Genomic DNA, 21,982 nt, shown 5'->3' with positions numbered 1-21,982 from the left:
TCAAAAAGACGTTATTTTGATTATGAAAATATTTTGAAGCACACGGATGCACATTAAAACTATTTGTAAATCAAATATTTAATAAAGTGATAGACAAAGGAGTTTGGTTTGCATAAATGTTTGTCAAGAAGTGTTGATTATCATTTTTTCTCAATTCTAATAATCAAAGTGTTGTTTTGAAATAATCTACAACACAGGACCATGTTCTGTCGTGCGATTGGGTTTTTAATTGTCGTACCAAAAAGATACGTAAAAAAATACAAAGGAGCACACCAAAGGGCGTATCCGTCAGAACTGCTTTGAAGGGCCAGTAACGGTTGATATCCACAAATTTTCTTCGCTAGCCTCTATAGATGATAAATTGACTGCATAACCATTTAACCCCTTTAGCTCGAACATTATGAACAAACCGAGAATTATTTACCGAAATTGAACCAATAGAACTGGCTTGTAAACTCAGTTTTTTGTTATGCGTATTTATTTTGAAGATATTTGGATTAATTACTTTCTTCTGGTTTATCTTTTTTATCAAGGGTAGTTCCTATTCCGACTCCAATAGCTATTCCTACACTAAGCCATACTCCTAGATTGTCTGTAGCAACTCCAATAGCGATCCCTATTCCAACCCCGATAGCAATTCCAACTGCTAGTTTATTATTTTTCTTCATATAGATTTTGTTAGTTAAATTTTTTTGATGTCTGTTCTGTTCATTATGTAATGTCATTACAGATACCTATATGATGAGTACTCTTTTGCTATTAAATGTTACAAATAATACCCTAATCCCTTGATTATAAGTATATCTTTAAACATTGGTAGCTAACTCATAGCTATGTGTAGTCGTGAGTTTGGATTTTTTAGTTGTCACACCTTTAAGGTACGTAAAAGAAAAATACAAGCTGAAGACTTACCCGAGTATACAGCTAAAAAGGACTCCCAACGATGCAACACCCCAAAAACATCATTATGGAGTAATTAAAAATTTAAATAATAACTTTAGAGAACTGGACTAAGGCTTTACATAGGATACATTGTTGTGTGTAGCCTTATATTTAACTTTTTTTAAATTCCACTTCAACATCTCCTTTACCCAATACCTTCATAAGACCACTTGGGTTTTGAATTTTTCCAATTTTCGAGTAGCGATAAGAAGTTTTAAAACCTTTGTAAAAGAGAACGATAGTATTTGATTACCATAACAATAATTCTCCCGATTCAATCGAATTTACTTCTATGGTTTCTGTCGATAGGTTCTTTGAAAGATTGAAATACTTTTCATTACTGTTCAGGTCTTTCATTTTTAAGGTTAACGGTAACATTTTCAAAAATTCTCTAGCAGGCTCATTGTTTGCTAAAGTTATTTTATAGTTTGTGTCGCCAACTATTATAGAAATCTCTGTAGATTGGTTTGTATTCATTTTTTCATCTTCAATAGTTGTTTTTTCCATATTTCCTCTATTTGAAGAAATATTAATAGAACTTAAAATTGCTAGTATAATTATTAAAAGTCTCACGTCTAATCTATTTGCTTGATTACTTTGGCTGGTATGCCTCCGACAATTGTGTTATCAGGCACGTCTTGATGGACAACAGCACCTGCAGCTACAACTGAATTTTTTCCGATTGTAACACCTGGAAAAATTGTCGCATTTGCACCAATCCAAGCATTTTGCTTTCTGTGAATATGGCCTACAGTTAATGTCTTTCTATTAATCGCTGAAATTGGATGACTCTCGGAAGTCAAATTTACTCTAGGGGCAATCATTACATTGTCATCTATAGTTATGCCACCCAAATCTAAAAAAGAGCAAGCGTGGTTGATGAATATGTTTTTGCCAAGCTTTATATTCTTTCCGTAATTGGTGAAAAATGGCGTAAATACTGTCGTGCTTTCATCAATTCTTTGGTCAATAATTTGGCTCAATAATTTGCGGATTTCTTTATCGTCTCCTTCATTATTGAGCTTAACAAACAGTTTTTTTGTTTCGTTAACAACAGTTCCGATTTGAGAATAGTCTGGGTCATTAAATGGTACGGATTCGCCACTTTTTAATCTATCAAAAATATTTTTTTCAGAATTACTCATTCATTTACTCGGTTTGTCTTTCAAGGTTACACACAACCCAGGGCTATGTGTAGTCGCACGTCTAATGTTTTTTTTGTTGTCGTACCGAAAGGTACGTAAAAGAAAAATACAAGGTGAAGACTTACCGGAGTATATAGCTAAATAGGGTTGTCAACAATGCAACACCCCAAAAACAACATTATGGAGTAATTAAAAAATTAAATAGTAACTTTAGAGAACTGGACTAGCGCTTTTCATAGGATACATTGTTGTAGCTAGTTTTTTTTATATTCCTTCTATTTTAAAAATTTCTATTCCGCTTGTTAGTTTTTGATTTATTCTACAAGTGGATATTATTTTCCCTCTATAAAAACTTTCAAATTCCATTGTGATATTTTCATTTTCTATTTCACAAACGATGTCACCTTTTTTGACAATATCTCCCTGTTTAACATACCATTTTGTCAAAGTAAATCCTTTTTGATTTCCCAATTCAGGCAAACAAACTGATTGAACTTCTCCTTTTTCTAACTTAAAATCTGATTTGATTGAGTCCGTTCCGTGTTTTTCAATTTCTTCTTTAGTTCTGAAATTCGGGTTGCTTTTCAGGTCTTTTATAATCTCATTCCGTTTTTCATTGTTAAGAAATAGTTTGCGAATTAGCGATTTTATCATTTTTGGTCAAATTAGCTACAACGCAGGGCTATGCGAAGTCGCACGTCTAAATTTTTATGTTAACCTACCGAAAGATACTTAAAATAAGGCATAAAACAGGATATGTTCTACTTTTAAAAGCCATACCACACCCAAGTATAACCACCCTTTTCTAATTTTGAATTCACACCTAATAAACAAACTATGCCCGTAAAGTCCCAAGTACTTTTTTTTGATGTCAACGAAACCCTTCTAGACCTTACTGCAATGAAAAGTAAAATTGCCGATGTCCTAGACGGTAACGAAAACCTATTGTCCCTTTGGTTTACCACCATGCTCCAATACAGCCTGGTCACTTCCGCTAGTGGGCAATACCGGCCCTTTGGGCAAATTGGTGCCGCCACTTTGCAAATGGTGGCCGCTAATAACCAAATTACCCTATCCGAAGAAAAAGCAAGGGAAACCGTACTATCGGCACTTCGCAAATTACCGGCGCACCCAGAGGTAAAACGCTCCTTGGAGCGCCTTAAAGATGCCAACTTTACCTTAGCGGCCTTTACCAACGGCTCTCAAGAAGGCGTCACTCAACAATTTGAATATGCGGGGCTTACCCCCTATTTTGATACTATTTTAAGTGTGGAGGGCGCAAAAAAGTTCAAACCTTTTCAAGAAGCCTACCAGTATGCCTCCCAACAGATGAAAGTGAACCTCAACGAAAGCATGATGATCGCCGCCCACGGTTGGGACGTGGCCGGAGCCCAATGGGCCGGTTGGCGTGCGGCCTTTATCAAAAGACCGGGCCAACAGCTCTATCCGCTAGCACCTACTCCCGAAATTGTCGCGACTGACCTGGAACAGGTAACTGACCGACTTTTACAATACTAAAGCGGTCTACATACGCTCCGGTACGCCAATGCCCAACAATCTAAAGGCTGAGGCAATCACCTCGCCAACTTTTTTGGATAATTGTACCCTAAAGATTTTACGGTTTTCATCGGCTTCACCCAAAATGGAAACTTGCTGGTAAAAGGAATTGAACTCCTTCACCAAATCATAGGTGTAATTGGCAATCAAAGCGGGACTGTAATTTTCGGCCGCCAATTGAATGGTCTCCGGATACAGCTGCAACTGCTTGAGCAATTCCTTTTCCTTGGCATGTAGGGCTTCTACCTCAACATCGTTATCCTTTAAAACGCCGGTTTCTTCCGCCTTGCGTAAAATGGACTGGATCCGGGCATAGGTATATTGAATAAACGGACCTGTATTTCCCTGAAAATCTACCGATTCTTCAGGATTAAAAAGAATGCGTTTCTTAGGGTCTACCTTTAAAATATAGTACTTAAGCGCGCCTAAACCGATCATTTGGTACAGTTCTTCTTTTTGGTCTTCATCATAGTCTTCCAACTTGCCCAACTCCGCCGATATATTGGCTGCGGTTTGTGACATCTCCTGCATCAGGTCATCGGCATCTACCACGGTACCTTCCCTACTCTTCATTTTTCCGCTGGGCAAATCCACCATTCCGTAGCTCAAATGGTGTAGGTTATTGGACCATGAATAGCCCAACTTCTGCAAAATCAAGAAAAGCACCTTAAAGTGGTAATCCTGTTCATTTCCCACGGTATAGACCATTCCGCCTACATCAGGATAATCCTTTACCCGTTGTATGGCAGTACCAATATCTTGGGTCATGTAAACGGCGGTACCATCGGAACGCAACACTATTTTTTCATCGAGTCCGTTTTCCGTCAGGTCAATCCACACACTGCCATCTTCTTTCTTGAAGAAAACGCCCTTTTCCAGACCTTGCGCCACCACATCTTTTCCTAAAAGATAGGTATCGCTTTCGTAATACAGGGTATCGAAATCAACCCCCATATTTTTATACGTTTCGGCAAAACCTTCATACACCCAGCCGTTCATGGTTTTCCAAAGGGACACCGTTTCCTCATCTCCGGCCTCCCATTTCTGAAGCATCTCTTGGGCCTCCAACAGAATGGGCGCTTCTTTTTCTGCCTGTTTTGGGTCGGTTCCTTCGGCCACCAATTGAGCAACCTCATCTTTATAGGCCTTGTCAAAAGCCACATAATAATTCCCAACCAGCTTATCGCCTTTTAAACCGGTGCTTTCAGGCGTTTCGCCATTTCCAAAACGCTTCCAGGCGAGCATACTCTTACAAATGTGAATGCCCCTATCGTTGATAATTTGTGTCTTGTACACCTTTTTTCCGGCGGCCTTTAGAATTTCGGAAACCGAATAGCCCAACAAATTATTGCGCACATGCCCCAAATGCAAAGGCTTGTTGGTATTGGGCGAAGAATATTCTACCATTACCGCATCGTCTGCCTTTTCGGCTACGTGACCATAGGTAGCAGTTGTTTTGATGGAATTGAAAAAATCGAGGTAAAAACCATCGCTGATCACCAGGTTCAAAAAACCCTTGATTACATTAAATCCGGTTACGGCAGGTACGTTCGCCGTAAGAAATTGACCTATTTCCTCCCCAATTTTGGCAGGATTCCCTTTTACATAGCGCAACATGGGAAAAACCACCACCGTTACATCACCTTCAAAGTCTTTTCGGGTAGGCTGAAACTCTACCTGCGGAAGTTCTACCTTGAACAACTGAGCGACCGCTTCTTTTACCTTTACCTCTAAAATGGATTCAATTCCCATGGCTTCCTCTTGATTAAGGCTGCAAAACTAATCATTTTTTACACTTTTTTTGATGGGATGAGCGCGTAATAACGGCAAAACAGCCAAGTACTTGCCGTAAGTTTTGATTAAATTTGAAGGAACATTCGCCAAGTACGCTTCGCTCCCAAAAATTGGCACCAAAATTTCGCTAAAATGTTGGTTAACGTTTCTTATAGCAACAAAGAACTCACCCGAAAAATTGACACTGAAGTGGGCAAGCCCTTCACCTTAAAAGAACGTTGGGCACTGGGTGGCATTGGTTCTCCCCGTTTGTTCATTACCGAGGCCAGTTTGGGTATTAGAAACCTGCTGATTCTGGACAATAATCGCGACCAGTGCAATGTAGAAATGAGGCCCAAAGGCATCATCGTTCGCTTTCGGTCGCTGTTGGAAACCTACGCATTGGTCATTCCCTATTACAAACTCACCATTTACAAGGGAGATTTGGGTATTTATTCCATCTACCGAGACCAGCACTTTTTGAAGGTAATGGCGGACACCAAGGCCGTTCAAAAATTTTTCACCAAACTCTTGAACCATAAGGCGGACAATGCACCTACCAGTATAGAAGACCTATAACCAACAGAACAGAGACCATGAAAATACTGCTTACGGGCGCCAACGGCTATATAGGTATGAGACTGCTTCCGCAACTGCTGGAAGACGGTCATGAGGTGGTCTGCACCGTTCGCGATGAGGCCCGTTTTTCCATTACGGAAGAAATGCGCGCTGAGATAGAGGTCTTGGAAGTAGATTTTCTCAAGGAAGTAGAGCCCAAAAAAATTCCCAATGATATTGAGGTGGCCTACTTTCTTATCCACTCCATGAGTGCCTCTACTGGAGATTTTAGTGAAATGGAAGCCAAAACGGCCAGAAATTTCAATAAATATATGTCCCAGACCCAAGTGAAGCAGGTGGTTTATTTAAGTGGAATCGTTAACGAGGATAAACTCTCCAAACATCTGCAATCCCGAAAAAACGTAGAGAACATATTATATAAAGGTCCGTTTGCCCTAACGGTACTTCGCGCGGGCATTATTGTGGGCAGCGGTAGCTCCAGCTTTGAAATTATAAGGGACCTTTGTGAAAAATTGCCCGTGATGATTACACCCAAGTGGGTACTAACCAAAACGCAACCTATTGCCATTCGTGATATTATTGCTTTCTTGACCGGTGTTTTGGGCAATGAGGCAACTTATAACGATTCTTTTGATATTGCTGGCCCGGACGTACTTAGCTATAAAGATATGCTCGAGCAATATGCGGAAGTTAGGGGATTCAAAAATTACATTTATACCGTTCCCGTAATGACCCCAAAATTATCGAGTTATTGGCTCTATTTTGTCACTTCCACTTCTTATAAACTGGCCATGAATTTGGTGGACAGCATGAAAATTGAGGTCATTGCCAAAGACCAACGCTTGCAAGAATTGTTGCAAATAAAACCACATACCTACAAACAAGCGATAGACTTGGCCTTCAAAAAAATTGAACAAAATCTGGTGATCAGCAGCTGGAAAGACAGTATGGTCAGTGGCAGGTTTAAAAAAGGCCTGGAAAAATACATTCAAGTTCCGCAATACGGTGTTCTTACGGATAAGCAAAAACTAAAGATCAAGGACGCAGATAGGGTTTTGGAAAATGTTTGGAAGATTGGTGGGGAAACGGGATGGTACTACGGAAATTGGTTATGGAAAATTAGGGGCCTACTGGATAAATTTTTCGGTGGTGTTGGACTTCGTAGGGGAAGAACCCACCCAGATAAGCTATTTGCGGGAGACTCCCTCGATTTTTGGCGGGTGCTTTTGGCCGATAAGGAAGACAAAAGATTGTTGCTTTTTGCCGAAATGAAACTGCCGGGTGAGGCATGGTTGGAATTTAAAATTGAAAACAGCATTCTCTACCAGACCGCGACTTTTAGACCTAGGGGTCTTAGAGGCAGGCTTTATTGGTACAGTTTGCTTCCTTTTCATTACTTTATCTTTGGTGGCATGATTCGCAATATTGCCAATTCAAAAGTGTAAAACTCCTTAATGAAACTACTTAAAAACCCATTACTTACCACCTCCATCGGTATTCTTTTGGTATTTATTCTTTGGGTTTTTCTTTTTACCGAGGCCGCTTATGAAGTTATTGAAGTGGCTTCTATTTGGGTACGCAACTACTTTGGTTATTTTTATCTGTATTTGGGCCTAGGCTGCGTTTTGTTATTATTAGGAATTGCCTTTTCCCCTTGGGGAAAGATAAAACTGGGTAAAAAAAATGCAAAGCCAGAACATAGCCTTTGGGCATGGACGGCCATGTTGTATAGCGCCGGAATGGGCGCCGGAATTCTTTTAAGGGCCGTACAGGAACCTGTTTTTATGCAGCAAAATCCGCCTTACACTTCAGCTTTGTCACCTGAAATTCTCGCCCTGGAATTCACCTTCTACCAATGGGGTTTTACCGCATGGGCCTTTTACGGTCTCTTTGCCATGGTCATTGGCTATGCCCTGTTTGCCCAAAAGAAAAAAGTGCGCGTGAGCGCGGCCATTGAAGATGTCACACCCTACTCCACAGCTAGAATGGGAATTGATGTAATGACCATCATCACCACAGTTTTCGGGCTTATTGCCGCTATTGGCCTGGGAACTACTCAAATCAATGGCGGACTCAACCATATTTTAAAGACCGATTGGGGTTTGACATCGGTATTGACACTTACCATGTTGGTATCGGCCATTGCCTTTCTCTCCGCATGGCAGGGCTTGAACAAGGGTATTAAAATCATCTCCAAAGTGAATATTATAGGCACGCTTTTGCTGATGTTCTTTGTCTTTGTCACCAGCGATATGTGGGAAATCATTTCTTCCTTTTTTAAAGCAAGCGCACAGTATGTAATCGATTTTGTGCCGATGAGCCTTGCCATTGGCAATTACAATCCGGGAATAGCATTTTTAACCGATTGGACGTTCTATTATTGGGCGTTTTGGTTAGCATGGGCACCCTTCACCGGTATTTTCATTGCCCGAATTTCCAAAGGACGAACTCTCCGTCAGTTGTTATTGGGCGTACTTATCTTACCCTCTTTCGGCACCTTCTTTTGGTTTTCCGTTTTTGGAACATCGGCTTTTCAAGTCATCGAATCTTGGGGAAGCTACACGGGGGAATTCAGCAACGTTTTTTCGTCGCTCTTCGTTTTTTTGGAGAATTACCCCATGGCAACAGCACTCAACTTTATGACCATTCTACTCCTCATTGGCTTTTTAGTGACTTCCGTAGATTCTGCCGTATTTGTATTGAGCATGTTTACGGACAATGGCAAGAAGAACCCCAAGAAAAAGCACAGATTAGTATGGTCGGTTTTTATTTTGTTATCTACGATCGCCCTCTTACTGCTAGGTAACGTTAAGCCGGAAATAGATGTGCTCACTGCAGTACAAAAGTTATTGATTATCACCTCGCTACCTTTCGCCCTTTTTATGGTGGTAATGGCCGGTATATTTCTGTACGGACTTAAAACTGCTCAAAAATAAATAGCGAAAAACATCTTCCTACATGAAAAATAGATTCAAATAATCAAAATTTAATTATTTATGTAACCAGTTACTCTTTTTTGTTTTATATTTGCGTAACTAGTAACATAAACAACATGAGTAACGACTTTCTATACGAAATGGGGTATCCCGGACTAACAGCTAGGCTCAAGCGCTTAAATGACTTGTTCGTTACCCAAACAAGGCAGTTTTACCAGGAGTACAATATTGACATTGAACCCAACTGGCACATGATTTTTGTTTTGTTGGAAAAAGAAGGGAAATTGGCCGTTACCGAAATTGCCGATTTTCTTCAAATAAGCCACCCTGGGGTCATCAAACTGATAAAAAAGATGAAAAGGAACGGTTATCTCATTTCGGAGCAAGACCCAAACGACAGTAGGAAGCATCTTTTGAGCTTATCTGAAAAAGCTATTGAAAAGTTACCGCAACTACATTATTATTGGGAAGCGGCTACGGAAGCCCTAGAAGATATGATGGACCACAACACCAAACTTCTAGAAGAATTACGGATTGTAGAACAACACATGATCTCCTCTGATTTTAAGGAAAGAATCGTTCAAAAACTGAACGAGAAAAATTAATTGTCTATGGAACTAAAATATTTCTTAGATGTTTTTGGCTGGTCCGGTTCTATTATGGTACTGGTCTCCTATGCTCTCACCCTCAACAAGACCAAAGACTTTTCAAAACTTTGCAGTTACCTAAATTTATTGGGCGGCTTCCTAATTGCCATCAACTGTCTGTATTACAACGCTATGCCTTCCTTCGTAACCAATATCATCTGGACGTGCATTGCCGTCATTTCTATCTACCGGACTAGAAAACATATGGAAAGCACGGAGTTTCGCAAAAGGAAAAGAAGTAAGAATATGAGAAACTCAGTGAGTTAAATACACACGTTTATTAGAAAAAAATATCCCTATTCTTAGGATAAATGACTTCTTTTTTTCTTCATAAGAATTGCTTATTCTTTTATAGTCTTTGAAATTTTCTAAACTAGCCTAGAATACCGACAATGCTTATTTTTGCCTGATAAATCCGCTCTTTAAACGAAACAATGTCAAGGTGCCAACTATTAAAGTACCTTTGAAGCGAACACTTTTGAAAAAGAATTTTATGATTGGAATTGCCCCCCTTGAAAAAGAAATCCAACCGCTAAGAGATGAACTCACTAACCACCGCGTTTATGGCCTGTTGGCCGAAATGGATGATGTACGTTTGTTCATGCAAAAACATGTCTATCCTGTTTGGGATTTTATGTCGCTTTTAAAAGCGCTTCAAAATCATCTTACTTGTGTTCAAGTACCTTGGAAACCAGCAAAAAATACCACAACGGCCCGCTTTATCAATGAAATTGTCTGGGGTGAGGAAACCGATGTTAACGAAAAAGGCACTCCCAAAAGTCACTTTGAAATGTACTTGGATGCCATGGAAGAGGTGAATGCCGATACCAGTAAGGTTCTTTCTTTCGTAAATTCCCTAAAGGGGCTTGATACTATTGAGGAGGATATTAACAAGGCCGATTTACAACCCGCCGAAAAGGAGTTTTTATTGTTCACTTTTCAAACCATCAAGGAAAACAAAGTGCATAAAATAGCTTCTGCCTTTACTTTTGGCAGGGAGGATTTAATTCCGGATATGTTCTTGGAAATAATTGAACAGTCCTCCAAGGAACAAAAACCTAACTATCCAAAATTAACCTACTACCTAGAAAGACATATTGAAGTAGATGGTGATGAGCACGGACCTTTATCATTGGAAATGATCAAAGAGCTTTGTGGCAATAGTGAGCTTAATTGGCTAGAAGCTTTGGATGCAGCTAAACATGCCTTAAAAGTTAGAATAAAACTCTGGGATGAAATTGCATCCGAAATTGAGTTAACCAAAAAACAACTCACCAATTAATAAGGACATGAAAAGTAAAATAGCGTATGGAGGATTTCTAATACTTAGTACGCTATTTTTCAATATTTCCCATGCCCAAAATGATTCCATTGCCACTGTAAAAGGATTCATACATGCGAAATCCTTGGGCGTTTCATTGACGCACGAACATATCATTTCCAATTTCGGAAAACGGGCCGATTCCACTTCCTATTACAATGAAAGCCGATTAATGGAACAGGTAGTTCCCTATTTAAAGGGATTAAAAGAAATGGGAATCCATTCTATCTTTGATTGTACTACGGCCTATTTTGGCAGACGGATAGACCTCCTTGAAAAAATATCAAATGCCTCAGGAGTTCATATTATCACCAATACTGGATTTTATGGAGGTGCAAATGACCGGTACATTCCAAAATTCGCCTACCGACTAAGCCCTGCAGAGCTTGCCGAAATCTGGACAAAAGAGTTCTTTGATGGTATTGAAGGAACGTCCATTCACCCAGGATTTATTAAACTGGCCTTTGATTCCGGAGTTCCCTCAGAAATTGATCAAAAACTGGTAGAAGCAGGAATTCTTACCCATCTAAAAACAGGGCTCACCCTTGCCATTCATACGGGAGAAAATATTCAAGCGGCCCATTTGACCCTCAAACTACTCAATGAAAAAGGAGTATCACCCAATGCGTGGATCTGGGTTCATGCCAATAAAGTAACCGATGACACAATTTTATTGGAAATGGCAGAAAAAGGGACTTGGATATCATTGGACGGAGTAAAATCTGATAACGTGGAAGCATATGTCCTAAGACTTTTAAAATTTAAGGAGCACGATGTACTGCATAAAGTACTGCTATCCCACGATGGAAACGGATTTCCCGCAGGAGGTGCCATCCGGAAGTTTGATGCAATACCGCTTCACTTAATTCCCGCTCTAAAGTCCCGTGGATTTAATAAAAGCGAAATAGACCAATTACTCATTGACAACCCTAGAAAGGCTTTTCTGCCTTCTATCAAAAAATAGACTTAAACTTGTAGATGATCCTGCAGTGGCATTCTTCTAATACGTTGCCCGGTTAGTCTAAACACCGCGTTGGCGATGGCCGCCCCAATAGGTCCTAATGGTGGTTCCCCAACTGCCCCGGGAGCATCTGCTCCTTGTAATAGAATTATATCAATTTCCTTGGGTGAATGTTTCATCATGGCCATTTGATAAGGCCCGTAAATAGTAGGTGTCAATGCACCATCTTCAACTTCCATTTTTTCGAACAATGAAGCGCTTATTCCCATGATGATGGCGCCCTCACATTGCGCTTTTACTTGATCGAGATTTACCACCAACCCTGGATCCATAGCACAAGTAACTTTGTGTACCTTTATTTCATTGTGCTCGATGGAAACTTCCACAACTTGGGCGCATGGTGTGTTGGCATCAGTAGAAGCGGCAAAACCCATGGCCCTATTATTTACCAACTCATCTTTATAGCCGGAAACTTCCACTACCTTCTTGATAACATTGGCTAAGCGCTCTCCCCTATCATCCTTTTGAATATGCGCCAGCCGGAAGTCCGCTGGATTTTTTTTGGCTTTGACCGCCAACTCATCCATAAAACTTTCAATGGCAAAGGTATTGGCCAACAATCCCAAACTGCGCCACCAACTGGTAGCAAAGGGCAGTTGAACCCTCCATGAAATGGCCTGATAATTAGGAATGGCTCCATACTGTACCATTCCTCCACGCCAAGCACCCAAATCGGCACCCAAAATAGGCTCAGCAATACCCGGAACCATAGGTGAACCGAAAGCGACATCGCCACTGGACACATTATGTTCAAAAGTTTCAATACCGCCATCATTATCCAACTTGGCTTTTAACACGTGATGGGTAGGTGGCCTAAAGGTATCATTCTGAAATTCTTCCTTTCTTGAGAAAAAGCATTTTACAGGTCTACCCACTGCTTTGCTCAAAACCGCCGCTTGAATCCCATTAGGGGTATGTAGTCGCCTTCCGAATCCACCTCCCAAAAAGGTGGGTACCAAATTCACTTGGTCTTTAGCCAACCCCAAACGATTAGCTATCTCATCCCTGGAAATTTTCACCACTTGGGTAGACATATAAATGGTTGCCTTATCTTTCTCCACGTGGGCCAAAGCACCATTGGGCTCTATCTGCGCATGTGCCCCAATCGGGCTCCAGTATGAGGATTCAACTGTCGAATCATCCGCTAAAAAATCATCAACATCCCCCGCTTTTTGAATCACAAAGGGCGTTCCCTTGCCCACTTCGAGCATGGAACGTATATCTTGAGTTTGCCAATTTTTAGTAGTTTCCCAAGTCACTTCAATAGCGTTTTTGGCATTTTCCGCTTCGGTAAATGATTGGGCAACTACGCCCACAAAATCATCTTCCTTTACAATTTTGACCACTCCCGGCATATTTTCAGCCTTTGAAATATCGGCATCTTTATAGACCGCCCCAATTTTTGAAGAGCGAACCACGGAACCATACAGCATATTTGGCAATGTGGCATCCATTCCAAAAATAGGTGCTCCAAAAACTTTGTCCGCCAAATCGACCCTTGGTACTGGCTTCCCCACCCATTTCATCTGCGAAACAGGTTTTAGCTTTGGAGTATCGGGTACTTCCCACTCTACAACACCTTCCGCTATTTGGGCATAGCTCATCTCGGTGCTGCCGGAATAAACTTTTCCCTGGGAAATGGTTAGGGTACTCTTTTCTACTTCCATTTTCTCAGCAGCTTTTTGCAACAGCATTTCACGCATGGTTGCGGCCAATTCCCGTAGCGGAACCCAAAGTGCCGAAATAGAGGTACTTCCCCCCGTAGCAAAACTGTCAACATTTCCAGAAATGGATTGCGCATGAACCACTTCAATTTGACTCATGTCAATTTCCAGTTCTTCGGCGGCCATTTGCGCCAAACCGGTAAAAGTTCCTTGACCCATTTCTACTTTCGGGCTGTGGAGAATCACTATATTTTCTTCGGTTATTTCAAACCAAATGACCGGCGTAGACGTATCGCCCAAGTACGGTGTGTCGGCCGTATTCAATGCCCCAGCTATTTGCCTTCTTATGGGGTTTCTAAAAAGGTAGGTCCCCACGGCAAGCACTCCAATCGTTCCCAAACCACCACGCACCAAAAACTTTCTTCTAGATATCTTATTCTTCGCCATTTTCGATGTTTTTAGGGGTAAGGCTCAATCGCTGACGTTCCAGTTCAGCAGCGCGGTGAATGGCTTTTCGCATACGATAGTAGGTAGCGCATCGGCATATATTAATGATATTTTTATCGATATCCTCATCCGTAGGTTTTGGATTCTTTGAAATTAAGGCGGCAGTGGCCATCATAAATCCTGGCTGACAGTAACCGCATTGAGGTACTACGTGCTCCAACCAAGCTTGTTGTACAGGATGAGGTGCTTCCTCGTTTCCCAAACCTTCAATAGTAGTTACTTTCTTTCCGTCCGCAAATTTTACGGCATAGGAACAAGACCTTACTGCCTCCCCATCTACATGGAGCGTACATGCCCCGCAAGCCGCTTTTCCACAACCAAATTTGGTTCCCTTTAAATTCAGTAAATCCCTGACGACCCACAATAACGGGGTATTTTCATCGGCTATTTCGAGGGAGTGATGCTCCCCATTTACTTGAAGCGCTATTTTCATATTTTTTATTTGGAAGGAACGGGCGCCCCTTCATCAAACCATTTTTCCACTGCTTTTTTAAATTCTTCCTCGGATATGGGTGGCTTTTTCCTCGGGATACCATTGGCATCCACTCCGGGGTTCCACGCCCACAGCACCAGCTCATCTTCCGTCATATGGGTAACCAATTCTTTATGCGATTTTCCTCCGTTGGTTTCTGGGTCCAACAGTCTCTGGGCAATTTCCGACCTCGAAAGACCTTGCCAACCCATGGAAGCAGGTGCCAAAGACCAATGTGGAGCACCGGGCACACCTGAATTCAAATTATTTGCTTCTTGATGACAAGTAGCGCATTTGGTGGCCGAAAAACCTTTGTTTTCTTTTCCCCTAGACATCCCAAAGTAATGTGGATGCCTGTCCATTCCCTGTTTTGGAATGTCATCTGTGGGGTGACAGTTCATACATCGCGGATGCATCAACACATTCATCACTTCCTCGTAAGCTCTCTCTGCAGTAAGTGAATCTATTTTTACTTCCGGAATGACAGTATAAGCTTCTAAAGGCGGTTCTTTATTTGACCCAATCAAATAAAAAGCACCTAAGGAAAAAATAACTAAGAGAACTACGATACGATTCATTTAAAAATCTTAAACCAAAAAAAGGCGGACAACCCTCAAGATAAATCTTTATGGAGTATCCACCTAATTAATAATTGAATGAACCAACAATTATTTGGTTTTGGTTCAGTAAAACTAGCCTTTTATACTTCTTGCAATAGTTTCTTACGAAGGCCTTTAGCTGCGCCCACCATGTTCTCAAGAGCCGCCTTGGTTTCTGGCCAATCACGTGTTTTAAGTCCGCAATCGGGATTTACCCAAAGGTTTTCTATTGGTAAGAGCTCCGAGGCCTTTAAAAGTAAATGTTCCATTTCTTGTACAGTGGGCACTCTTGGAGAGTGAATATCATACACCCCAGGCCCAATTTCATTGGGATATTTAAAATCCACAAAAGCTTGTAATAATTCCATTTTAGAACGCGATGTTTCAATGGTAATCACATCGGCATCCATACCGGCAATGTCATCAATGATATCATTAAACTCCGAATAACACATATGCGTATGAATTTGAGTTGCGTCTGCAACCCCACTTGCCGAAATACGGAACGCCTTTATTGCCCACTGAAGGTAGTTGGCCCAGTCATCTTTTCTCAAAGGTAAACCTTCACGAATAGCGGGCTCATCTATTTGGATGATTTTAATGCCCGCTTTTTCCAAATCGCATACTTCATCCCTTATAGCCAAAGCAATCTGATTACAGGTCACCGCCCTAGGTTGGTCATTTCTCACAAACGACCATTGTAAAATGGTAACGGGACCGGTCAACATTCCTTTTACATTTTTTTTACTCAAACTTTGGGCAATGGAAGACCATTTGACCGTCATTGGCTCCGGCCTGGACACATCCCCAAAAATTATAGGAGGTTTTACACAACGGGTACCGTAACTCTGTACCCAACCGAACTGGGTAAAGGCAAAACCTTCTAAACTTTCTCCGAAATACTCAACCATGTCATTTCGTTCAAATTCGCCATGTACCAGTACATCCAATCCTATTTCCTCTTGAAAATTAATTGCCTTTTCGGTCTCCTTCATCAAAAATGCATCATATGCCTGAGACGAGATTTCATTCTTTTTAAACTTTCTTCGTTGCACCCGAACCTCTTGGGTCTGAGGAAAAGAACCAATGGTAGTGGTCGGAAACAAAGGCAGGTTCAATTCCCTTCGCTGAATTATCTGCCGTTCTTGAAAGGTAGATAATCGTTGGGCGTCCTGTTCCGTTAGATTTTCTACGCGTTCTTTTACCAATGCATTGTGTATCACTTTGGAACTACGCCTTAATTTTTGAATTCGTTGGTTTTCTTTTAACTCCTCTAAGAGGCTTTCATCAGTATCCTCATTGGCCAGTTTCTGAAGAGTGACCACTTCACTCAATTTTTCTTCGGCGAAAGCCAACCATTTTTTTACCTCATCTAATTGCTCATTATCTTTTTCCAAAGAAAGCGCGACCGGACTATGCAAGAGAGAGCAAGAGGTACCCACCCATAGATTAGCCCTACCCACCTTTCTTTTTGCCTTTTCAATCAATCGAAGCGATTTTTCGTAGTCGTTCTTCCAGATATTTCTGCCATCAACCACCCCCAGCGATAGTACTTTTTGACCATCTAGGAGCGGATGTGCCAAAATATCATCTAATTGCAAATGACAGCGAACCAAATCTAAATGCAGCACCTCTACCGGTAAGTCTAGGGCAAGATTCAAGTTATCGCCACAACAGTCAAAATAATTTGCTAAAATAAGTTTAATTCCATTTCTATTATTAGCGAAGTAGGAATAAGCTTTTTTAAATGCTAACTGCTCCTTAATTTCTAAATCTTGGGCCAAGACAGGTTCATCAACTTGTACATATTCAACTCCCTCCGCGGCAATTAGATTGAATAGCTTCTGGTAAATGGGAAGCAAAGAAGAGAGCAAATCAAGCCGATGAAAACCTTCCACTTTCTCTTTACCTAACAGTAAGAAGGTAATAGGTCCTATAATTACCGGTTTGGTTTCTATACCCAAGGATTTTGCCTCTCGAATTTCTTTGATTATTTTTTCAGGATTCAGTGAAAAAGCTTGACCTGTGGTAAACTCAGGCACGATATAGTGATAATTGGTATCAAACCATTTGGTCATTTCCATGGCCGTGACATCCACTTTATCCGTTTGCAAGCCCCTGGCCATGGCGAAATATTGTTTGAGCCCTACTAAATCTTGAAATCTTTTGGGGATGCTTCCCAATGTGATACACATATCAAGCATTTGGTCATAAAGGGAAAAATCATTGGAAGAAATCAAATCGACACCAGCATGCTGCTGTTCAAGCCAATTTGCTTTCTTGATTTCTTTAGCCGTTTCCTGTAGCTGATTTTCAGAGATGTACTTTTTCCAATATGCTTCAGTAGCTTTTTTCAATTCTCTTTTTTTCCCAATTCTAGGGTAGCCCAATACTATAGATTTCATAAGTTGACGATTTTTAAAGTCTCCGCCAAAATTACATATTGAAGATTTTTAAACTTTAATTATAAATAAACTTAGAATATAAAACTATTATTAATAATTTTACAGGACATTTTACCTAAAACACTAGACCCAAAGCTTCATAAAAAGATAAATTTTCTATGCTTACCTTAGATGAAACAGACTTACAGCTATTGAATTTGCTACAAACCGATGGTAAATTGACCACCAAAGAAATTGCTCAGCAGGTAAATCTATCGACAACACCGGTCTATGAACGGATAAAAAGATTGGAAAGGGAAGGTGTTATTGAAAAGTATGTAGCCCTAGTAAACGCAGAGAAAGTAGGCAAGTCGTTCATCGTATTTTGCCATGTAACCTTAAAACAACATACCAAAAAAATAGGGAATCAATTTGTAGAGGATATCACATCGTTAAAAGAGGTAACGGAGTGCTATAACGTTTCTGGGGATTATGATTTTTTACTAAAAATTTTCGTGCGTGATATGAAACACTATCAATCTTTTGTAATCAATGATTTAGGGTCTATTAAGAATATTGGGAGCGTACATAGCACTTTTGTCATGGGGGTTATCAAGCACACGTACGCAATTCCTTTATAGTTATTACTTAGGCAAGAAAATCTCGGCCATCATACAGCGGGCACTTCCGCCGCCACACGTTTCAATCGTTTCTAGAGAACTGTGAATAATTTGACAGTATTTTTCTATTTTGGCAATCTGATCTTTGGCGAGACTATGGTAGGCCGCCGAACTCATCACCAGAAAACGTTCCATATTGCTTCCTTGAACTTGAAGCATATTACCTGCGAATTGATGCATTTGTGCCTCGGTAATGGTAATGACCTCTTTACAATCACCCTTTAAATGCTGAACCACGTTATTCTTTTCCTTTTTATCATCGATGGCATCCAAACAAATAACAGAAAAATCGTCTGCCAAACACATCATTACATTGGTATGATAAATAGGCATCCGTTTACCATCTACTGCCTGATTAGCTTGAAAAACTACGGGCGTAAACTCGAAATCCTCACAAAATTCAATAAAAAGTTCTTCATCTGCCCTTTCAGACAAGGCGCAATAGGCTTTTTTGTTCACGCGGTCGAGAATCATGCTACCGGTAGACTCGAGAAAAACACCGTCGTCTTCTGCAGAAGTATAATCTATAATATTATCTATGCGAAAACCTTGCTCTTCCAGTAAATCAAGAATATCCTCCCTTCTTTCACTTCTCCTATTTTCAGCAAACATAGGATACAGGGCAACAGTACCATTGGAATGAAAGGAAATCCAATTATTCGGAAAAATAGAGTCGGGCGTGCTAGGTTCCAACGTATCATGTACAACAATGACGTTCACACCCTTTTCGCGTAACACAGATACAAAGGCATCAAATTCCTTTTGCGCCTTTTTATTGATTTTTGCATTCTCTAAATCTAATCCTTCTTGAAAATAGTTGTTGACCGCAGTTTGTTCGTTCATACGAAAATCAACGGGACGCACCATTAAAATAGAATTGGTAATTTGCATAAAATCTTACTTATTAGGGTGCAAATGTAATTTTTTTAAGCTGCAGAATTGACTTTAAAAAACAAAACTTATTTGTAGTTTCATCTGAACTTTCCATCATCTATTTATATGTCAGGAGAAACCAATTTGAACATATTACTTTCTTCGTTAGATCCCATACTAAACGAGGGTGAATATGTATTCATCAACCTCCAAGAACCGAACGCTATGGCCTTAGACCATTGCATCTGTTTTTTCAAAGAAGCTGAAGGAAATACCTATATCTTATCTCAAAGCAAGGCAAATGAATTTGAATTTTCTTATGATTTTGTAGCTTCCTGGATTACCCTCAAAGTACACTCTTCTCTGGAAGCCGTAGGTTTAACTGCAGTTTTCTCATCAGAACTAGCCAAGAACCATATTGGCTGCAATGTGGTAGCCGGTTACCATCATGACCATATTTTTGTAGCTGTTGAAGATGGCAGAAAAGCAATTGACGTACTTTCAAAAATCTCCAAAAACTGCAATATTTAGTCCCGAACCAAGGGCAGCGTACTACATCTTAGCAAGCCTTCTTGCTTGGCTATTTCAGCATAGGGAATTTCCTCCACGGTAAACCCTTGTTCCCTCAGCCAATTATTGAGTCTCGTAAAATTCTTCTCGGACACCACTACTTCCGGCGAAATAGAAAAAACATTACTGAACATATGGTACATCTCCTCCGCGGTGATTTCAAAAATATGCTCCTTCCCAAAAAAATCTACCAGCCATTCATATTCTTCTTCAACCAAAAATCCATTTTTATGCAAGATTGCCTTTCCCTTGCCCAAGGGCTGGAAACAACAATCAAGATGCAAGGCATTCTCCTTGGCATTTTTAGACTTTCGTAATTCAAAAGATTTAACCGTTTTATTTGGAAAAAGCCCGGATATAAACTCAACGGCCTCTTTATTTGTCCTAGCCGTAATATGAGATGGATAATCGGGCGCCGTATAGGTACCAATGAATATATAGTCGTTCCAAGGCATTACATCACCGCCTTCTACGTGTACTTCCTCAGGAGGCCTTATAATATTTTTTTTGTCCACCTCTTCCAGTACATGCAATATAGCGTCTACCTCTTGCTCCCTATCAGGGAGGATATTTGCTATGATAAGCTTATCTTCTATTACAAAAGCAATGTCCCTAGAAAAAATTTGATTACAGTTTTCTATGACCTCCGGCCTGTAAACTTTAACACCATACTTATGAAAAACCTTGGCAAATGCTTCCATCTCTGCTACCATATCACTTTCTTCCGGATAGGTACCTGCCAAAATATGCTCCAGGGATTTAGGGTCATAAGCCTCCTCCGGACTGGGCACTGGTCCGCAACTATGGGCCGTTCCCAATACCACGGACCTTAATCGTGAAATCTCATCCTTTACATTAAGCTTTAGCATCATTGAAACATTTAGTACCGCAAAGGTAGCATTTGGCGCAAAAAAAATGCTCTTTCACTAAGGTGAAAGAGCATTACTATTTTTAAAGGAAATGCTTATCGTTTATCAACCTCTACAAAAGAACGAAGCGTCTCTCCAATATATACTTGTCTTGGTCTTCCTATTGGCTCGCCGCGAAGTCTCATTTCCCTCCATTGAGCAATCCAACCCGGCAAGCGACCTAGAGCGAACATTACAGTGAACATTTCTGTTGGTATACCCAATGCCCTATAAATTATACCGGAGTAAAAATCCACGTTAGGATATAATTTTCTATCCACAAAATATTGGTCTTCCAAAGCCTCTTTTTCCAATCCCTTGGCTATGTCCAAAATAGGATCCTCGATACCTAAATCTGCCAAAACTTCATCCGCCGCCTTTTTAATGATCTTGGCTCTTGGGTCAAAGTTTTTGTAAACTCTATGTCCAAAGCCCATTAAACGGAAAGGGTCTTCCTTATCCTTAGCCTTTGCCATGTATTTTTTGGTATCCCCGCCATCTTCCTCAATAGCTTGCAACATTTCAAGAACGGCTTGGTTAGCACCACCGTGTAATGGCCCCCAAAGAGCAGAAATACCAGCAGATAGCGATGCGAACAAACCAGCGTGCGAAGAACCTACTATCCTCACTGTAGACGTTGAACAATTCTGCTCGTGATCAGCGTGAAGAATAAGTAATTTATCTAACGCATCTATTACTATCTTATTCCTTTTATACTCTTGGTTCGGCTTTTTGAACATCATCTTGTGAATGTTCTCAACATACCCTAGAGTGTCATCTCCGTAATCAAGTGGCAATCCTTTTTTCTTTCTTAGGGTCCAAGCTACCAATACTGGAAATTTGGCCAGGATTCTTACAATGGCCTCGTACATGTCCTTTTCAGAAGATACGTCTACCGTTGAAGGGTTAAAGGCAATTAGAGCACTAGTAAGAGAAGACAGAACACCCATAGGGTGTGCAGACTTTGGAAAACTATCCAAAATTTTCTTCATTTCCTCATCTACATGGGATTCCTCCTTGATGTCCTTATGAAATTTCTCTAATTGCTCTTTATTTGGCAATTCGCCAAAAATAAGAAGATAAGCTACTTCAAGAAAATCGGCCTTTTCCGCCAGCTCCTCAATAGAGTAGCCACGGTACCTCAAGATTCCTTTTTCACCGTCCAAAAAAGTAATGGCACTAGAACATGAACCTGTGTTTTTATAACCAGGATCAATGGTTATCATACCACCAGTAACGGAGCGTAATGTTTTTATATCGATGGCAGACTCATTCTCTGAACCTGTAATTACCGGAAATTCATATTTCTGACCTTTGTACTCTAAAGTAGCTTTATCTGACATTTGTAGTATTTACTAGTTTTAAGTGAACGGTAAAATTAAGAAAAAAGGGTAATCCTAACAA

General features: G+C 40.5%; 21 protein-coding genes and 1 pseudogene. 10 read left to right on the top strand and 12 right to left on the bottom strand.

Annotation, left to right across the window (positions count from 1 at the left end; translation table 11 throughout):
* Window positions 1–497 precede the first annotated feature (497 nt).
* The 4 genes and pseudogenes from BIZ36_RS18810 to BIZ36_RS18790 all read right to left on the bottom strand — a co-directional run bounded on the left by BIZ36_RS18810 (window position 498) and on the right by BIZ36_RS18790 (window position 2,741).
* Window positions 498–668, bottom strand: a complete 171-nt coding sequence (locus BIZ36_RS18810; RefSeq protein ID WP_187459416.1) for a glycine zipper domain-containing protein — start codon at window positions 666–668, stop codon at window positions 498–500.
* Window positions 669–1,053: 385 nt separating this feature from the next.
* Window positions 1,054–1,419: pseudogene (locus tag BIZ36_RS21200) on the bottom strand (cyclophilin-like fold protein).
* A 98-nt stretch (window positions 1,420–1,517) separates the two neighbouring features.
* Window positions 1,518–2,087: a DapH/DapD/GlmU-related protein gene (locus BIZ36_RS18795; RefSeq protein WP_187459414.1), complete on the bottom strand. Its 570-nt coding sequence runs from the start codon at window positions 2,085–2,087 to the stop codon at window positions 1,518–1,520.
* A gap of 264 nt (window positions 2,088–2,351) precedes the next feature.
* A complete protein-coding gene (locus BIZ36_RS18790) occupies window positions 2,352–2,741 on the bottom strand; it encodes a biotin/lipoyl-containing protein (protein ID WP_187459413.1) in 390 nt (129 codons plus the stop codon).
* A 183-nt stretch (window positions 2,742–2,924) separates the two neighbouring features.
* Here BIZ36_RS18790 and BIZ36_RS18785 point away from each other — a divergent pair, with 183 nt between their 5' ends.
* The gene (locus BIZ36_RS18785; RefSeq protein WP_187459412.1) at window positions 2,925–3,605 is read left to right on the top strand and encodes a haloacid dehalogenase type II; all 681 of its coding nucleotides are present in this window, start codon (window positions 2,925–2,927) and stop codon (window positions 3,603–3,605) included.
* Between the two features lie 6 nt (window positions 3,606–3,611).
* Here the strand turns inward: BIZ36_RS18785 and argS are convergent, their stop codons facing one another.
* Entirely contained in the window at window positions 3,612–5,396 is a 1,785-nt protein-coding gene (gene argS, locus BIZ36_RS18780) for an arginine--tRNA ligase (protein WP_187459411.1), read from the bottom strand.
* A 174-nt stretch (window positions 5,397–5,570) separates the two neighbouring features.
* Between argS and BIZ36_RS18775 the strand changes: the two genes are divergently transcribed.
* From BIZ36_RS18775 to BIZ36_RS18745, 7 genes are all read left to right on the top strand, one after another.
* The gene (locus BIZ36_RS18775) at window positions 5,571–5,996 is read left to right on the top strand and encodes a hypothetical protein (RefSeq protein WP_187459410.1); all 426 of its coding nucleotides are present in this window, start codon (window positions 5,571–5,573) and stop codon (window positions 5,994–5,996) included.
* Between the two features lie 17 nt (window positions 5,997–6,013).
* The gene (locus tag BIZ36_RS18770; protein ID WP_187459409.1) at window positions 6,014–7,441 is read left to right on the top strand and encodes an SDR family oxidoreductase; all 1,428 of its coding nucleotides are present in this window, start codon (window positions 6,014–6,016) and stop codon (window positions 7,439–7,441) included.
* Between the two features lie 9 nt (window positions 7,442–7,450).
* Entirely contained in the window at window positions 7,451–8,932 is a 1,482-nt protein-coding gene (locus tag BIZ36_RS18765) for a BCCT family transporter (protein WP_187459408.1), read from the top strand.
* A 116-nt stretch (window positions 8,933–9,048) separates the two neighbouring features.
* Window positions 9,049–9,537, top strand: coding sequence for a MarR family winged helix-turn-helix transcriptional regulator (locus BIZ36_RS18760; protein WP_187459407.1), 489 nt, complete (start codon window positions 9,049–9,051; stop codon window positions 9,535–9,537).
* Window positions 9,538–9,543: 6 nt separating this feature from the next.
* A complete protein-coding gene (locus BIZ36_RS18755) occupies window positions 9,544–9,846 on the top strand; it encodes a CBU_0592 family membrane protein (RefSeq protein ID WP_187459406.1) in 303 nt (100 codons plus the stop codon).
* Between the two features lie 226 nt (window positions 9,847–10,072).
* Window positions 10,073–10,861, top strand: a complete 789-nt coding sequence (locus tag BIZ36_RS18750) for a DUF3050 domain-containing protein (RefSeq protein ID WP_187459405.1) — start codon at window positions 10,073–10,075, stop codon at window positions 10,859–10,861.
* 7 nt (window positions 10,862–10,868) lie between these two features.
* Complete coding sequence (locus tag BIZ36_RS18745) at window positions 10,869–11,864, top strand: phosphotriesterase family protein (protein WP_187459404.1); 996 nt, start codon at window positions 10,869–10,871, stop codon at window positions 11,862–11,864.
* Window positions 11,865–11,866: 2 nt separating this feature from the next.
* Here BIZ36_RS18745 and BIZ36_RS18740 read toward each other — a convergent pair whose 3' ends face one another.
* From BIZ36_RS18740 to metE, 4 genes are all read right to left on the bottom strand, one after another.
* Window positions 11,867–14,032: a xanthine dehydrogenase family protein molybdopterin-binding subunit gene (locus BIZ36_RS18740; RefSeq protein WP_187459403.1), complete on the bottom strand. Its 2,166-nt coding sequence runs from the start codon at window positions 14,030–14,032 to the stop codon at window positions 11,867–11,869.
* On the bottom strand, window positions 14,019–14,525 hold the full coding sequence (locus BIZ36_RS18735) for a (2Fe-2S)-binding protein (RefSeq protein WP_187459402.1): 507 nt from the start codon (window positions 14,523–14,525) through the stop codon (window positions 14,019–14,021). Before BIZ36_RS18735 ends, BIZ36_RS18740 begins: the two co-directional genes overlap by 14 nt.
* A gap of 5 nt (window positions 14,526–14,530) precedes the next feature.
* Window positions 14,531–15,142, bottom strand: a complete 612-nt coding sequence (locus BIZ36_RS18730; RefSeq protein ID WP_187459401.1) for a hypothetical protein — start codon at window positions 15,140–15,142, stop codon at window positions 14,531–14,533.
* 122 nt (window positions 15,143–15,264) lie between these two features.
* Window positions 15,265–17,568: a 5-methyltetrahydropteroyltriglutamate--homocysteine S-methyltransferase gene (gene metE / locus BIZ36_RS18725; RefSeq protein WP_187459400.1), complete on the bottom strand. Its 2,304-nt coding sequence runs from the start codon at window positions 17,566–17,568 to the stop codon at window positions 15,265–15,267.
* A 158-nt stretch (window positions 17,569–17,726) separates the two neighbouring features.
* On the opposite strand from metE, the gene BIZ36_RS18720 reads away from it, so the two are divergent.
* Window positions 17,727–18,188: an Lrp/AsnC family transcriptional regulator gene (locus tag BIZ36_RS18720; RefSeq protein WP_187459399.1), complete on the top strand. Its 462-nt coding sequence runs from the start codon at window positions 17,727–17,729 to the stop codon at window positions 18,186–18,188.
* Window positions 18,189–18,191: 3 nt separating this feature from the next.
* Here the strand turns inward: BIZ36_RS18720 and ctlX are convergent, their stop codons facing one another.
* The gene (gene ctlX, locus BIZ36_RS18715; RefSeq protein WP_187459398.1) at window positions 18,192–19,118 is read right to left on the bottom strand and encodes a citrulline utilization hydrolase CtlX; all 927 of its coding nucleotides are present in this window, start codon (window positions 19,116–19,118) and stop codon (window positions 18,192–18,194) included.
* Between the two features lie 108 nt (window positions 19,119–19,226).
* On the opposite strand from ctlX, the gene BIZ36_RS18710 reads away from it, so the two are divergent.
* Window positions 19,227–19,631 (top strand): ACT domain-containing protein, encoded by a 405-nt coding sequence (locus BIZ36_RS18710; RefSeq protein WP_187459397.1) that lies wholly within the window; start codon window positions 19,227–19,229, stop codon window positions 19,629–19,631.
* On the opposite strand, the gene BIZ36_RS18705 is transcribed toward BIZ36_RS18710, so the two are convergent.
* Together BIZ36_RS18705 and BIZ36_RS18700 are read right to left on the bottom strand one after the other, a co-directional pair.
* Complete coding sequence (locus BIZ36_RS18705; protein WP_286174975.1) at window positions 19,628–20,542, bottom strand: dimethylarginine dimethylaminohydrolase family protein; 915 nt, start codon at window positions 20,540–20,542, stop codon at window positions 19,628–19,630. The two genes, BIZ36_RS18710 and BIZ36_RS18705, sit on opposite strands and share 4 nt — an antisense overlap.
* A gap of 92 nt (window positions 20,543–20,634) precedes the next feature.
* Window positions 20,635–21,921 (bottom strand): citrate synthase, encoded by a 1,287-nt coding sequence (locus BIZ36_RS18700; protein WP_187459396.1) that lies wholly within the window; start codon window positions 21,919–21,921, stop codon window positions 20,635–20,637.
* Between the last annotated feature and the right edge of the window lie 61 nt (window positions 21,922–21,982).

The sequence above is a fragment of the Cytophaga sp. FL35 genome (genome assembly GCF_014349235.1).
Classification (GTDB): domain Bacteria; phylum Bacteroidota; class Bacteroidia; order Flavobacteriales; family Flavobacteriaceae; genus Euzebyella.
This window is presented reverse-complemented; position numbering and strand designations above follow the sequence as displayed.

Excerpts from the sequence above, each read along its gene's own strand:
- BIZ36_RS18775 (WP_187459410.1), top strand. The coding sequence starts at position 5,571 with ATGTTGGTTAACGTTTCTTATAGCAACAAAGAACTCACCCGAAAAATT.
- BIZ36_RS18720 (WP_187459399.1), top strand. The coding sequence starts at position 17,727 with ATGCTTACCTTAGATGAAACAGACTTACAGCTATTGAATTTGCTACAA.
- BIZ36_RS18745 (WP_187459404.1), top strand. The coding sequence starts at position 10,869 with ATGAAAAGTAAAATAGCGTATGGAGGATTTCTAATACTTAGTACGCTA.
- BIZ36_RS18740 (WP_187459403.1), bottom strand. The coding sequence starts at position 14,032 with ATGGCGAAGAATAAGATATCTAGAAGAAAGTTTTTGGTGCGTGGTGGT.
- BIZ36_RS18735 (WP_187459402.1), bottom strand. The coding sequence starts at position 14,525 with ATGAAAATAGCGCTTCAAGTAAATGGGGAGCATCACTCCCTCGAAATA.
- BIZ36_RS18795 (WP_187459414.1), bottom strand. The coding sequence starts at position 2,087 with ATGAGTAATTCTGAAAAAAATATTTTTGATAGATTAAAAAGTGGCGAA.
- BIZ36_RS18765 (WP_187459408.1), top strand. The coding sequence starts at position 7,451 with ATGAAACTACTTAAAAACCCATTACTTACCACCTCCATCGGTATTCTT.
- BIZ36_RS18760 (WP_187459407.1), top strand. The coding sequence starts at position 9,049 with ATGAGTAACGACTTTCTATACGAAATGGGGTATCCCGGACTAACAGCT.
- BIZ36_RS18790 (WP_187459413.1), bottom strand. The coding sequence starts at position 2,741 with ATGATAAAATCGCTAATTCGCAAACTATTTCTTAACAATGAAAAACGG.
- BIZ36_RS18755 (WP_187459406.1), top strand. The coding sequence starts at position 9,544 with ATGGAACTAAAATATTTCTTAGATGTTTTTGGCTGGTCCGGTTCTATT.
- BIZ36_RS18710 (WP_187459397.1), top strand. The coding sequence starts at position 19,227 with ATGTCAGGAGAAACCAATTTGAACATATTACTTTCTTCGTTAGATCCC.
- BIZ36_RS18810 (WP_187459416.1), bottom strand. The coding sequence starts at position 668 with ATGAAGAAAAATAATAAACTAGCAGTTGGAATTGCTATCGGGGTTGGA.
- BIZ36_RS18730 (WP_187459401.1), bottom strand. The coding sequence starts at position 15,142 with ATGAATCGTATCGTAGTTCTCTTAGTTATTTTTTCCTTAGGTGCTTTT.
- ctlX (WP_187459398.1), bottom strand. The coding sequence starts at position 19,118 with ATGCAAATTACCAATTCTATTTTAATGGTGCGTCCCGTTGATTTTCGT.
- BIZ36_RS18770 (WP_187459409.1), top strand. The coding sequence starts at position 6,014 with ATGAAAATACTGCTTACGGGCGCCAACGGCTATATAGGTATGAGACTG.
- argS (WP_187459411.1), bottom strand. The coding sequence starts at position 5,396 with ATGGGAATTGAATCCATTTTAGAGGTAAAGGTAAAAGAAGCGGTCGCT.
- BIZ36_RS18700 (WP_187459396.1), bottom strand. The coding sequence starts at position 21,921 with ATGTCAGATAAAGCTACTTTAGAGTACAAAGGTCAGAAATATGAATTT.
- BIZ36_RS18705 (WP_286174975.1), bottom strand. The coding sequence starts at position 20,542 with ATGATGCTAAAGCTTAATGTAAAGGATGAGATTTCACGATTAAGGTCC.
- BIZ36_RS18750 (WP_187459405.1), top strand. The coding sequence starts at position 10,073 with ATGATTGGAATTGCCCCCCTTGAAAAAGAAATCCAACCGCTAAGAGAT.
- BIZ36_RS18785 (WP_187459412.1), top strand. The coding sequence starts at position 2,925 with ATGCCCGTAAAGTCCCAAGTACTTTTTTTTGATGTCAACGAAACCCTT.
- metE (WP_187459400.1), bottom strand. The coding sequence starts at position 17,568 with ATGAAATCTATAGTATTGGGCTACCCTAGAATTGGGAAAAAAAGAGAA.